Source organism: Ruoffia tabacinasalis (genome assembly GCF_042652985.1).
GTDB lineage: Bacteria > Bacillota > Bacilli > Lactobacillales > Aerococcaceae > Ruoffia > Ruoffia tabacinasalis.
The window spans coordinates 1-12,955 of the sequence record NZ_JBHSHQ010000073.1; the positions used below are offsets into that span (position 1 = coordinate 1).

12 protein-coding genes and 1 pseudogene are annotated in these 12,955 nt (G+C 36.9%); 8 read left to right on the top strand and 5 right to left on the bottom strand.

Going from position 1 to position 12,955, the window contains the following annotated elements; all coding sequences use genetic code 11:
- The 4 genes and pseudogenes from ACFO5Y_RS11235 to ACFO5Y_RS11250 form a co-directional block, all read left to right on the top strand.
- Positions 1 to 191: pseudogene (locus tag ACFO5Y_RS11235) on the top strand (IS30 family transposase); the annotation flags it as partial.
- A gap of 186 nt (positions 192 to 377) precedes the next feature.
- The gene (locus ACFO5Y_RS11240; RefSeq protein ID WP_197104183.1) at positions 378 to 740 is read left to right on the top strand and encodes a hypothetical protein; all 363 of its coding nucleotides are present in this window, start codon (positions 378 to 380) and stop codon (positions 738 to 740) included.
- A 301-nt stretch (positions 741 to 1,041) separates the two neighbouring features.
- Positions 1,042 to 1,503 carry a GtrA family protein gene (locus ACFO5Y_RS11245; RefSeq protein WP_197104182.1) on the top strand — a complete coding sequence of 154 codons (462 nt, stop codon included), beginning with the start codon at positions 1,042 to 1,044 and terminating at the stop codon, positions 1,501 to 1,503.
- Positions 1,493 to 2,449: a glycosyltransferase family 2 protein gene (locus ACFO5Y_RS11250; protein ID WP_231606856.1), complete on the top strand. Its 957-nt coding sequence runs from the start codon at positions 1,493 to 1,495 to the stop codon at positions 2,447 to 2,449. The genes ACFO5Y_RS11245 and ACFO5Y_RS11250 overlap by 11 nt, the downstream gene beginning before the upstream one ends.
- A gap of 59 nt (positions 2,450 to 2,508) precedes the next feature.
- On the opposite strand, the gene ACFO5Y_RS11255 is transcribed toward ACFO5Y_RS11250, so the two are convergent.
- On the bottom strand, positions 2,509 to 3,153 hold the full coding sequence (locus ACFO5Y_RS11255) for a CpXC domain-containing protein (RefSeq protein ID WP_197104180.1): 645 nt from the start codon (positions 3,151 to 3,153) through the stop codon (positions 2,509 to 2,511).
- 175 nt (positions 3,154 to 3,328) lie between these two features.
- On the opposite strand from ACFO5Y_RS11255, the gene rpiA reads away from it, so the two are divergent.
- Positions 3,329 to 4,015, top strand: coding sequence for a ribose-5-phosphate isomerase RpiA (rpiA, locus tag ACFO5Y_RS11260; RefSeq protein WP_197104179.1), 687 nt, complete (start codon positions 3,329 to 3,331; stop codon positions 4,013 to 4,015).
- A 21-nt stretch (positions 4,016 to 4,036) separates the two neighbouring features.
- The gene (locus tag ACFO5Y_RS11265) at positions 4,037 to 5,341 is read left to right on the top strand and encodes a pyrimidine-nucleoside phosphorylase (RefSeq protein WP_197104178.1); all 1,305 of its coding nucleotides are present in this window, start codon (positions 4,037 to 4,039) and stop codon (positions 5,339 to 5,341) included.
- A 47-nt stretch (positions 5,342 to 5,388) separates the two neighbouring features.
- Here the strand turns inward: ACFO5Y_RS11265 and fni are convergent, their stop codons facing one another.
- Genes fni through mvk form a run of 4 tightly spaced genes read right to left on the bottom strand, consistent with a single transcriptional unit; the run spans position 5,389 to position 9,640 of the window.
- The gene (fni, locus tag ACFO5Y_RS11270; RefSeq protein WP_197104177.1) at positions 5,389 to 6,462 is read right to left on the bottom strand and encodes a type 2 isopentenyl-diphosphate Delta-isomerase; all 1,074 of its coding nucleotides are present in this window, start codon (positions 6,460 to 6,462) and stop codon (positions 5,389 to 5,391) included.
- Positions 6,416 to 7,630 (bottom strand): phosphomevalonate kinase, encoded by a 1,215-nt coding sequence (locus tag ACFO5Y_RS11275; protein ID WP_197104176.1) that lies wholly within the window; start codon positions 7,628 to 7,630, stop codon positions 6,416 to 6,418. The genes fni and ACFO5Y_RS11275 overlap by 47 nt, the downstream gene beginning before the upstream one ends.
- A gap of 11 nt (positions 7,631 to 7,641) precedes the next feature.
- Positions 7,642 to 8,634 carry a diphosphomevalonate decarboxylase gene (mvaD, locus tag ACFO5Y_RS11280; protein ID WP_231606855.1) on the bottom strand — a complete coding sequence of 331 codons (993 nt, stop codon included), beginning with the start codon at positions 8,632 to 8,634 and terminating at the stop codon, positions 7,642 to 7,644.
- Between the two features lie 13 nt (positions 8,635 to 8,647).
- Positions 8,648 to 9,640 carry a mevalonate kinase gene (mvk, locus tag ACFO5Y_RS11285; RefSeq protein WP_197104175.1) on the bottom strand — a complete coding sequence of 331 codons (993 nt, stop codon included), beginning with the start codon at positions 9,638 to 9,640 and terminating at the stop codon, positions 8,648 to 8,650.
- Between the two features lie 501 nt (positions 9,641 to 10,141).
- Here mvk and coaA point away from each other — a divergent pair.
- Positions 10,142 to 11,077, top strand: a complete 936-nt coding sequence (coaA, locus tag ACFO5Y_RS11290; protein WP_197104174.1) for a type I pantothenate kinase — start codon at positions 10,142 to 10,144, stop codon at positions 11,075 to 11,077.
- Between the two features lie 18 nt (positions 11,078 to 11,095).
- A complete protein-coding gene (gene guaA / locus ACFO5Y_RS11295) occupies positions 11,096 to 12,646 on the top strand; it encodes a glutamine-hydrolyzing GMP synthase (RefSeq protein ID WP_197104173.1) in 1,551 nt (516 codons plus the stop codon).
- Positions 12,647 to 12,955: the final 309 nt, after the last annotated feature.

The window sequence follows — 12,955 nt, forward strand, 5'->3', positions numbered from 1 at the left end:
GGTCCAGTGAAAACCAACATAAGTTGATTCGGCGATTCTTTCCAAAAGGCTGTTCATTGAGGGAAATCACGAAAGAGCAATGCTTAAGAATACAACAGTGGATGAATGCCTATCCACGTCGCATCTTGGCTTATGACACACCCTATGAACGCTTTGTCCGCGCCTTCCATCAGGAACGTCAGGCAATCTAAGCATATGGAAAAGAGCTAAGTTAAATCAAAGAAAGAACAATCATAAAATTTTTTGAGACTAAGTGGCTAACTTGAACTTGAAATTTACAATCTTAAAGGAGAATCTTTACATAAAATTTACAAGAAACTTTCATTAAATTTATATTAGCTTGGTATGATAGTAGTAACAAAAGAGGAGGATGGATAATGGTGCTATTGGACAAGCTAAATATTGACATATCACAGAAAAAATTTACCAAAGCTTCATCCTTTATTATTGAACGATTTGTCGTACCTGAAGATCAAGATGGGCTTATTTTGTCATTTCAAATGGCCTATGATTACATTAACTTAATTCTAGTGTATGATAGCAATTATAATTTGAGAGCAGAGACAACTCAAATACACGAGAGACGTGTCATTAAAATTCACGAGAAGGACCTCTATACAAGCAATGAAGCTAAGGCAGGGTTAATTCCTGAGGGTGAGTGGATTATTGCTTTTGAAATCAATAATGAGGAGTTGCCTGACGTTGAATCTTTATGCACGATTGAAGTGACAGGTCATTAATATTTATTAAAATAATGAAAATCTATAAATATTCATAAATATATAACAACTAAAGTGTAGAATGAGGTTTGGAAACAAACCTCATTTTTTAAACATGAGAATAAAACAACGGACGGCATGTTATGCTTTTATATTGGCCTAAAATCCGTTACTATTAAGGGTAGTAATTTTGAACATAATCAGTGTGTATAATGAAACACACATATAAAGTAGTTTGATTGTAAGCATAAATAGAAAGAGAATCATTTTTTGTCTATCAACCTATGAATGATTTAATAAAGTATAGAAAGAAGGATAATGAATGAAACGTTTGATACAACAGTTTTTTAACTTTGCTGTTGTCGGTGGGATCTCAACACTGATTGATTTTATTGTGCTATATATTAGCTATGAAATACTGGGCATGAATTACTTAATCGGCACAGCCATCGCGTTCATTATTGCCACCGTATTTAATTATTGGGCAAGTATGCGATTTATTTTTGTTAGTAAGTTTGGAAAAGACCAACGCTATAAAGAATTTACAATCTTCTTATCACTGAGTATCGTCGGACTTATCTTGACACAGATTTTGATGTTCGTATTTGTAGAATGGTTTGGTGTGGCAGTCATGATAAGTAAGATTTTCGTCACAGGTTTTGTGATGATATTTAACTTTGTATCGCGGAAAATTCTTTTAGATGATTCGAGTTCGGATGAATCAATCGATGCGGTACAAACTGAAAAAGTTGCTGTTAAGGAGGCAAATCATTTTGACAAGTAATATTATGACAATTGTTGTTCCTTCTTATAATGAAGAGGATACGTTGGAAATTTTTATGGATGCGATTTTAGAAACTCAAAAGAAATTGCCATCTGTGTTTATAGAGACATTATTTGTAAATGATGGATCTCGTGACAATACGCTAGCGGTTATTAAGCAATTAGCTGCAAAATATCCAGAAAGAGTGAGTTACATCTCTTTCTCAAGAAACTTTGGTAAAGAAGCGGGAATTATGGCAGGTCTTGAGTATGCTAAGGGCGACTGGGTTGCTTTAATGGATGCGGACTTACAAGATCCACCTGAGATGCTCGTTGAGATGCATCGTTTAATTACAGAAGAAGACTATGATGTTGTAGGAACGAAGCGCGTAAGCCGTGAGGGTGAGCCGGCAGTGAGATCATTCTTCGCCAATTTATACTATAAGTTGAATAATGTCATCTCGGATGTCAAATTAGAAGAAGGTGTTCGAGACTATCGTTTAATGAAGCGCGAAGTTGTCGATGCTGTATTAAGCTTGCCAGAGAGAAATCGATTCTCTAAAGGGATTTTTAGTTGGGTCGGTTATAAAGTGAAGTATTTAGATTACTATAACGTTGAGCGAAGTGCCGGAGATTCTTCTTGGTCCTTTACCCAACTCATTCGATATGCCTTCGATGGCATCATCAGTTTCTCAGATGCGCCATTAACTTTTGCAAGTATACTTGGTTTAGTTATCTTTATTCTATCAAGTATTTATGGGATCTATATTATCGTTAGAACTGTACTTCTTGGAGCGACCACACCAGGTTGGCCAAGTTTAGCTGTTCTCATCGTTGGTATGGGCGGATTGCAATTGTTCTGTTTAGGCATTGTTGGTAAGTACGTCGCTAAAATCTTCAACGAAACAAAGCGTCGCCCACTCTATATTGTAAAAGAAGCTCATTCACGCAAAGAAATTGAACAATAATAAAAAACCGTCTAAATCTCAAACGCAATTCGTATAGAGATTTAGACGGTTTTATTTAATTAGTTACTACTTAAAGCATGTGCAGCCCATTCTGCATTGATTAAATGAAATTGGCCAGTTTCTGTTGTATTCACTATCTTCTTATATTTGTCTTTGGCGAATTTAAGTAAATTATCACTAAAATCAACTAAAAGTTGTTCATTAGCCGTAATGTACATAATTTTTGGTACGCCATCTTTCATATAGAAGAAGCGTGATTTAACCTCTCCATTAGGTCTTTCTTTCGCAAATAACCCATCTGTCAATAATTTAACAATTTCGACTTCGCGGTCATTATAGTGATGTTCAAATAATTGAATTTTTTCAATTAAATCAGCATGGTGTGTTACAATACGCAATTCGTAATCAGAAAGATCCACTTTCTCATCGCGAGTCACATTTTCTAAAAGTGTACTCAATTGATTTTGTTTGTTTTTTAAGTTTGGTACTAAAAAGACCATAAACTTTTTAATGGGATCATGATATAAGAATTCTGTTTCGATTTGTCTGCGTGCACCACAATTACTACATTCAAAATATTGTAGTTGGCCATTTAATAAGTCTTTTTTCAAGTTTGGCTGTAATTTAGAATTTACACGTGTTTCTACTTCTTGTGAAGCGGGCGTTTCACACACAGGGCATTTAATTTTAACTACTTGTTTCATTGAATCCTCCTAGAAGCTGTTCTATTGATATAGTCAATACATTCATTATAACAAAAATAGATAATTTATACGATATCAAAGGTAACAAGTATTCATGAGTATGCTATAATTTAATTGATAGGGCTACCAAAGTGAATGGGAGCTCAAATATGAGAGAAGATAAGGTGGATGACAAATGTCTTTAGGTAAAGAAGCTGTTGGACGAAAAGCAGCAGATTATGTGGAAGATGGGATGGTAGTTGGCTTTGGTACAGGATCAACTGCATATTTCTTTATAGATGAAGTAGGAAAAAGAATACAAGCTGGCGAATTGAAACATATCGTTGGAGTTGCGACGTCACGTCAGACTTTAACACAGATGCAATCTTTAGGCATTGAGAGTCGTTCGCTAGATGATGTGAACTTTATTGATTTACTTGTTGATGGTGCTGATGAGACGACCCGTGATTTTAACGGTATTAAAGGTGGGGGCGGTGCATTACTCCATGAGAAAATTGTGGCCCAAAACAGTCGACGTATTATTTGGATTGTTACGGAAGATAAATTAGTCGACACTTTAGGTAAATTCCCGCTACCTGTCGAAATTGTTCAATTTGGTAGTTGGAAGTTATTCCGTACATTCGATCAATCAGGCATGAATCCAACATTTAGAAAATCAGGCCAAGATACATTATTTATTACAGATTCTGGTAATTATATTATTGATTTAAATTTAGATGTCATTCAAAACCCTCATCAATTAGCATTTGAATTAAGTAATATGGTTGGGGTCGTTGAACATGGTTTATTTTTAAATTATCCTGATGTCATTCTATCGAGTGATGCTGAAGGAAATGTACAAGAAATTACACGAAGTAAATAATATTGGAAGTGGAGGCAAGTTATGAGAGTTGTTGATATCATTGAGAAAAAACAAATGGGTGAAGAGTTAAGCGAAGCGGAAATTCGCTTTATGGTGGAAGGTTTGACTGATGAGTCTATCCCGGATTATCAATTGAGTGCTTGGATGATGGCAATATACTTCCAAGGTATGAATGAAAAAGAAGCCAGTCATTTAACTATGGCTATGGTTGAAAGTGGAGATCAGATTGATTTATCTGGAATTGATGGCGTTAAAGTTGATAAGCATTCAACGGGTGGAGTAGGAGACACAACAACGATTGTCCTTGCGCCATTAGTTGCGAGTGCAGGTGTTCCCGTTGCTAAGATGAGTGGACGGGGTCTAGGCCATACCGGTGGAACCTTAGATAAATTTGAAGCCATTGAAGGCTTTAAGATTGAAGTACCAATTGAGAAATTTATCGAACTAGTGAACAAGAATAAAGTGGCGGTTGTTGGACAAACTGGTAACTTAGCACCCGCAGATAAGAAAATGTACTCATTACGTGATGTGACAAGTACTGTTCAATCGATTCCGTTAATTGCGAGTTCAATTATGAGTAAGAAAATTGCCTCAGGTGCCGATGCGATTGTATTGGATGTTAAAGTGGGTGACGGTGCGTTCATGAAGACTGTTGATGATGCGCGTCAATTAGCTAAAACAATGGTCCAAATCGGTGAACAAGTGAACCGTAAGACTTTAGCGGTTATCTCTGATATGAGTCAACCTCTGGGTTTTGCTGTTGGGAATGCATTAGAAATTCAAGAAGCAATTGATACTTTAAGAGGCGAAGGACCTAGCGACTTAACTGAGTTATGTCTAGTCTTAGGAAGCCAAATGTTAATGGCTGCGAATAAATTTGAAAGCTTAGAAGAAGGTAAAGCCTTATTACAAGAAAAAATCGACAATGGAGAAGCATTAGAAATACTCCGTCAATTTATTAAACATCAAGGTGGTAACCCAGCGGTTGTTGATGATCCAAGTTTACTGCCGCAAGCGAAATATCAAACTGAAATTAAAGCAGACCGTGATGGTGTGCTTAGTGATTGGACAGCACATGAAGTCGGAGTAGCTTGTAGTCTACTTGGAGCAGGTCGCGAGAAATATACAGATGATATCGATCCTGCTGTGGGTGTGGTTCTTAAGGCGAAAGTTGGGGATACAGTCAAAAAAGGTGACCCAATTGTTGTCATTCACTCGAATACAGAAGATATTTCTGAGGTCGAAGAGAAGTTAACGAACGCCTTTAAAATAAGTGACCATAGCGAACCCATTCAATTAATTGTGGATACCATTAACCATGCTTAGAAAATAACAAAAATCCCATTGTCTCAGTGAAGAGGCAATGGGATTTTTTAACGTCTTGCGAGGTATTTATAATCAATCTTACGTAATTCAGCGTATTCACGCAGTGGACCGCTGAGTAATAATTGAGTTTCTTGTAGTTCTTGGATGTTATGACAGTTGAGTAATAGGAGCATATGTTTGATCGCTTTCTCCCAATCTAGAACGATTTGTGTAGCAGTATCGACACCTTCTAAGTGGACTGTCTGAAGTAATTTACCAGATAGGCCAGTTGCTTTAGCTCCAAGCGCAAGTGCTTTTACGATATCGTAAAAGCTTCTGACTCCACCACTGGCAAGAATATTCACTTCTTTTTGTAAGGAAAGTGATTCTAATAAAGATTCAGGAGTTGTTTGTCCCCATTCGCCTAGGAGGCTGAAATCAATCGTATCACGGCGGTCATTTTCGATATTAACGAAGTTTGTGCCACCTCGCCCACTGACATCGATGTTTTTAACACCTAGTGAAATTAATTCTTCCATGGTTTCTTTACTCATTCCAAAACCAACTTCTTTAACAATCACTGGAACGTCTAAACCTTCAACAATTTGTTGAATATTTTCTTTCCAAGTTGAGAAATCACGGTCACCTTCAGGCATGACAACTTCTTGGGGTGTATTCAGATGGATTTGTAAGGCATTTGCTTCTAATAAGTCAACGGCGCGTTTAGCGTTTTCCAAGTCATGATGTGCACCTAAGTTTGCCATAACAAAACCATTCGGATTATTTTTACGAATAATCGTAAACGAATCTCTGACTTCAGGTTCTTTCAAAGCGACGCTGACTGAACCTGATGCCATCGCTAAGCCTGTCTCATGCGCAAGTTTTGATAGTGAATCATTGAATTGTTTCGTATAGGTTGAACCACCGGTCATTCCATTGATATAGAAAGGAAAACGGTGTGTCGTATTTGCCCATTGAGTTGAGGTATCTATTTGGTCAAATTTCACCTCGCTGAATGAATGATGCATAAAGCGAATATCATCAAACGCAGATGTTTGTAATTTACTTTGTTGTTCTAATGCCAAGTTCACATGATCATCTTTTCGTTGTTGAGCAAGTGAAGGTTGATTTTTTTTTGTCATAATTGCCTCCGATACTATGTTGTTTCCGTAGAGAAGGGGGAGTCACTTGCAGTGGTAAAGATACAATATCATCCAATTCCCAATCTTTAATTAAAGTCTCTGTCTCGATATCTTTATGGCCAATAGCAATGCCGCAATCTCCACCACCAGCCCCAGAGGACTTAGCAATGTATGAGTGAGGAAGTGCTGTTTCAATAAATTGAGTCAGTTCATTCGTTTCGATGTTTAGTTGATAGGTATGACTCAATTCTAAGAGTAATTGACGATATACTTGAATCTCATCTTGAATGACAGTTAAGTTCTTTTCTTGAAAGCCAATTCGCATGCGTTCAACCGATGCTTTTGCATTCTTTAAGAATGCTTTGAATTGGTCATCAGCTTGATTTAATCGATCAAGTAATTGCCCAACTAAGTTCTCAGTGGAAGCAGGGGATTGCGTCCACCCAATCAATAAAGCTAATTCATCCGGAACACTTAAGGACTCAATAACTAGGTCTGGCCAATCCTTTAACAGCAATGAAGCTACCGGTGTGTTTGCGTGAACCATCTCTTTCAGCCACTGACGGTCAAAAGATTGATAATAAACCCAGCCACCTGTCGTAATTGTTGCGATATCAGCCAAACTACCATTTGATTTCGATAAAGTCAACGCAATCGCAGCCAGTTTAAAGATAGTCACATGGTCTAATGCTTGTACACCATGATAAGCTAATATGCCTTTAATCGTCGCCACGACAATCGCGCCACTTGAGCCTAAACCGAATTTTAACCCATCTTTATTAATTAACTCTGAATTAAATTGAATATTATAATTTAAAAGTGGTACTTTTAAGCTTTTTAAAAGTGATTCAGTTACACGAATCGCATTAATACAATAATGCCAACCTGAGGCAGTGTTCGCAGAAACTTGGAAGTTACCATCTTGTCGAACATAATTCAAGGGGCCTAATTCAGATAAATTCGTCCTTATCACTCCGCCTTCAGGAAGGTCACTCGCTGTAACTTGAGCAGTTAAAAACTGATCCACAGCAATAATAATAGCCGGTTGTGTCGGGAATAAAATCGCATATTCACCCGTTATAAATAATTTCCCTGGTACTTTAACGGTACTAGATTCATTGAAGGACGTTCGATTGAAAAGATCCTGTATCGATGTTTGTGTTGACAATATCTACACTCCTAACTAATCTTATGCGGGGCTTTCCCAGGTCCAGTAATGACTAGACGGTCACTTGAAAAATGTTTTTCAAATGCTTTTTTAATTTCTTCAGCCTGACTTAAACGGCAAAGTACTTTCACATTAGGCCCAGCATCCATTGTAAAGTAACAAGGAATGCCAGCTTCACGAAGTTCTCTGACGATGTTCATTGCAGTCAGAGATTCAGGTTCCCAATAAGTCATACTTGGATCAGCAGCAATAATCGTCGCATGCATCTTCATCGCATTATGTTCTGCGATTTGTCCAATCGTCGGAAAATCTCTATTCTCAATGGCAGGAATGATTGCTTCCAAATCTTCAGCCACTGTTTCCGGCCAAAGTTTGTAGAAAGGAGAAGTTTCGATAGTATGTTCCATTCCGACACGACTACTAATTTTCTTTTGTTCTTTATTAATCATAACAACAAGCATACCAATATCCCAATCAGCCTCATCAATCATCTCAGCAAAACTTGAATCCGATTCGTTCCCAATTCCTTTATGCCAAACGGTAAAGCCACCAAATAAACTACGAGTAGCACTTCCAGAACCACGACGAGCGTAGGTAGACAGTTCTTTATTCGATAGATTTGTCTCAAATAAATCATTACAGGCACTAGCTAAAGCTGCAAAAGCCGATGCCGAAGAGGCAAGACCGGCTGCAGTTGGAACATGATTGGTACTGTTTACGTGTACTGGTCGATGTATACCAGATAAATCTCTGAACATATTAATAAAACGCGATACTTTCTCGATCGCGTTAATGTCTTGTATTTGACCATCTAAGGTAAAGGTATCCTCATTGGATTGAGAATTCCATTCTAAAGTTGTTTCTGTATAAAATTGATCAAGCGTCAAAGAAAGACTGCTTGTCACGGGAAGGAATAATTCTTTGTTTCGTTTTCCCCAATACTTAATTAAAGCAATGTTAGTATAAGCACGATACGTTGTTGTATCCATTTGTTTATGTTGCATTATAAACCTCACCTTATATAGTTTTTAAATCTAATGACCAAGTTTTTGTTGCGCCCGCATCCATCATTGCTTGTTGAATCAAATCGGCTTCGACTTTAGTTTGAGCTAGGGCGATCACACAACCACCTAAACCTCCACCTGTAAGCTTAGCACCTAGGGCACCAGCTATCCAAGCTGCATTAACGATCCGGTCTATATGGGCATTTGAAATCTCTAATTGATTGAGATAGTAATGGTTATATGTCATCAAGCGACCTAATTCATTGATATCTTTCGCTTGAATCGCTTCAACAGATTGTTGGACAAAGCCACCAATGGCTCTCATCACAGTTCTAATAAAATCTGGTTTCGATTCTTTTAATTGCCTCACCTTACTAACGGCAGTTTTCGTCTGACCTGGCATATCACTGTCAGCTACAACCAAGTAAGCATCTAGATTAATTTGAATCGTTTTTGCTGTTTGACTTTTACGGTAAATAACCGGTAAATTTGTACTCGCTAAAAGAGTATCTAAGCCACTTGTTGATTCATGGGCGATGACCTCAGCTTGGTTCACAATAAAGTTCAGCTGATAATCAGATATTTCTTGCTTGTAGAAATCACATAAAGCACGAACAAGTGCCACACTTACAGCCGCTGACGACCCCATACCACGCCCTGAAGGAATCGAACTATCGATGGTAATATCCATAGGCGTATTCGCTAATTTAAAGCTACTCAGAGTCACTTCAATGGCTTGCTTAAGGTTATCTAAAGATTCCGGCGCATCTTCTATAATGCCATCATAATATGAACTATGAATGTAAGTATGATTAGATTTAGAAGGAGTGATCGTCACAGTCACATTGGCCGAATTAAAAGGTAATGCAATCGCAGGGTAGTCGTAGACAACCGCATGCTCTCCCATCAATATAATCTTACTATGAGCCTTACCTATACCAATAAGTTGTTTCGCATTTGAAGTCATTAATTTAGATTGATAATTATGTCGCTTTGATATGTCCATTTTCTACCTCCCATCACTTTTTTTATTTATATAAAATATTATTATTATATCACATTATTATTTTACATAAATACTATTAGAATACAACCTTTAGTAAGCATTTCCATAAGGAATAGTGTTAAAAAAAGTGACTAATTCTATATATTTTAATTAAATGTATCTATAAAAATATCGAATGAGATAAGCTAAAACCCGAACATTCACTCGAATTTCTAGTTTATTTATCGGAGTTTTATTGTGTATTACTTTTAACCGTGGTAAAATTCTAAAATTAATACACTAAGAAATTCAATCGTATTGATAATTTAATTATATAATATTCAACAGTTTTTGCAATAAATCGTCCCGAAGCTTTAATCATCACGCTTTTTTTGAGTGGATAATTAGAAGTTATAGTCGTTGTTAGTAAAATTTATGAAAATGGTTTCTTTCAAGCCTTTAAACTATTCCTGGAGAGTGCTAAAATACTTATAATTAAAGTAAAGTCTAAGGAGTGGTCATTTGACTAGCGAATTATTTACACATTATTCTAGAAAAGAATGGGAACAATTTAACCAAATGAAAGGAAACCTAAAACCAATTGTAGGATTGGAAGAATTGGTTTCCTTAAACGACCGATTATCACAACAAGATGTGAAAGAAGTCTACGTCCCACTAGTTCATTATATTGATGTAATGCTTAAGAACAAAGAGGAATATGAAGTAGAACGTGATAAATTCTTTGATATTATCGGTGAGAAAAGTTCATTTGAGAATAATACATTCATGATTGGTGTATCGGGAAGTGTCGCAGTAGGAAAGAGTACTTCAGCGAGAGTACTTCAGCGCTTGCTTCAGAAATACTATCCTGAGAAGCGGATTGAATTAGTGACAACCGATGGATTTCTATACCCAAATGAAGAACTAGAACGACGTGGAATAATGAAACGGAAAGGATTCCCGGAAAGTTATGACATGCCTCGTTTACTAGAGTTTATGAGTAAGGTAAAAATTGGGGTAGAGGATGTTGAATATCCGACATATTCACATGAAATCTATGATATAGTACCAGGAGAAGTTCAAGTTATGAAGAAACCTGATATCTTAATTGTTGAAGGAATTAATGCCTTTCAACTACCGGAAAACCAACAAACGTATATGAATGAGTTTTTTGATTTTTCAATCTATATAGATGCCGATCCACTTCATATTAAAACTTGGTTTATGGACCGGTTCAAGATGCACATGGAATCAGCGAAAGATGATCCAACGAACTATTTCTATGAAATTACCAAATGGCCATCTGAAAAAGTGGAAGACTACGGGAATGAAATTTGGTATACAATTAACTTAACCAACCTTGTTCAACATATTCAACCAACAAGAGGTCGGGCTGATGTAATCTTATATAAAGGAAAAAATCATTCGATTGACAATGTTTACGTCCGTAAATATTGATTAAAAAAGGAGAATTGCATGGAAACAAATTTATTAGATATTGAGAAAATCGTTGTATTAGACTTCGGAAGTCAATACAATCAATTAATTACAAGACGTATCCGTGAATTTGGAGTATTCAGTGAATTATTACCCAATGACACAACGGCTGAAGAAATAAAAGAAATGACTGGCGTTAAAGGGATTATCCTTTCAGGAGGGCCTCATAGTGTCTATGCTCCAGGCTCATTTGATATTGATCCAGCTATTTATGATTTAGGTCTTCCAGTATTTGGAATTTGTTACGGAATGCAATTAACAACTAAATTATTTGGCGGAGAAGTTGAAGGTTCAAACAAACGTGAATATGGCCAAATGCCAATTAACATCAGTAATAATGAAGCGGGAATCTTTGAAGATTTAGAAGAAACTGAAACAGTTTTAATGAGTCATTCGGATTTAATTGCAAAAGTACCCGAAGGCTTTACTGTCACAGCAAGTAATGAAAGTACACCGATTGCTGCTTTTGAGAATACAGAGCGTCAAATTTATGGTGTTCAATTCCACCCAGAAGTGCGTGCAAGTGTTCATGGAAATGACATGTTACGTAACTTTATCTTCAATATTTGTAACGTTTCTGGAGAATGGTCAATGGAGAACTTTATTGATATTGAGATTGCTAAAGTCCGCGAACTTGTTGGAGACCGTAAAGTATTATTAGCTTTATCTGGTGGAGTCGATTCAAGTGTCGTTGGTGTGCTTTTACAAAAAGCGATCGGCGATCAATTAGTGTGTATCTTTGTCGATCATGGTCTACTACGTAAAAACGAAGGTGACCACGTAATGGCTGCCTTAGAAGAATTCGGCTTAAACATTATCCGTATTGATGCTAAAGAGAGATTCTTTTCTAAATTAGAAGGAGTAAGCGATCCAGAAGAAAAACGTAAAATTATCGGGAATGAATTTATTTATGTCTTCGATGATGAAGCAACTAAATTAGAAGGTATTGATTTCTTAGCCCAAGGAACACTTTATACAGATATTATTGAATCTGGAACAAAAACAGCTCAAACAATTAAATCTCACCACAACGTGGGAGGCTTACCAGAAGATATGCAGTTTGAATTAATTGAACCGCTAAACACTTTATTCAAAGATGAAGTCCGTGCTTTAGGTACAGCTTTAGGTATGCCAGATTCAATCGTATGGCGTCAACCATTCCCAGGACCAGGATTAGGAATTCGTGTGTTAGGTGAAATTACTGAAGAAAAAGTTGAAATCGTTCGTGAATCTGATGCAATCTTACGAGAAGAAATTGCAAAACATGGTTTAGACCGTGATATTTGGCAATACTTTACGACTTTACCAAACGTAAGAAGTGTTGGGGTTATGGGAGATGGCCGTACATACGATCATATGGTTGGAATTCGTGCAGTAACGTCGATTGACGGAATGACTAGTGAGTTTGCTCGCATTCCATGGGAAGTTTTACATGAAATTAGTAAACGAATTGTCAATGAAATCCCTCACGTTAACCGCGTAGTGTATGATGTGACAGGTAAACCACCTTCAACAATTGAGTGGGAGTAACACCAATTTTCTTGAAGAGAAAATGTTGGTGTTCCACCTGCAAAGAGTACTAGGCTTTTTCCAAGTCGAAGACGCCGGGAAAAGTCAGGACCTTACTGCTGGGAATAATAAGAATTAAATAGAATAGGCTATGGCTTAAATTCCCAAAAAAGCCAGTCACAAACAAAAAGTGTTTGTGACTGGCTTTTTTTTATGTTTATTCGCAACTCCTACGCAAATTAATTTTCGTGACTAGCAATTCTAAAATTAGATTGGAAAGTACGGTACTCATAATGACATCAATTAACTCCTCATAAACCATCAATTGGT

Coding starts and splice junctions, on each gene's coding strand:
- ACFO5Y_RS11240 (WP_197104183.1), top strand. CDS start 378: ATGGTGCTATTGGACAAGCTAAATATTGACATATCACAGAAAAAATTT.
- ACFO5Y_RS11245 (WP_197104182.1), top strand. CDS start 1,042: ATGAAACGTTTGATACAACAGTTTTTTAACTTTGCTGTTGTCGGTGGG.
- ACFO5Y_RS11255 (WP_197104180.1), bottom strand. CDS start 3,153: ATGAAACAAGTAGTTAAAATTAAATGCCCTGTGTGTGAAACGCCCGCT.
- rpiA (WP_197104179.1), top strand. CDS start 3,329: ATGTCTTTAGGTAAAGAAGCTGTTGGACGAAAAGCAGCAGATTATGTG.
- ACFO5Y_RS11265 (WP_197104178.1), top strand. CDS start 4,037: ATGAGAGTTGTTGATATCATTGAGAAAAAACAAATGGGTGAAGAGTTA.
- fni (WP_197104177.1), bottom strand. CDS start 6,462: ATGACAAAAAAAAATCAACCTTCACTTGCTCAACAACGAAAAGATGAT.
- mvaD (WP_231606855.1), bottom strand. CDS start 8,634: ATGCAACATAAACAAATGGATACAACAACGTATCGTGCTTATACTAAC.
- mvk (WP_197104175.1), bottom strand. CDS start 9,640: ATGGACATATCAAAGCGACATAATTATCAATCTAAATTAATGACTTCA.
- guaA (WP_197104173.1), top strand. CDS start 11,096: ATGGAAACAAATTTATTAGATATTGAGAAAATCGTTGTATTAGACTTC.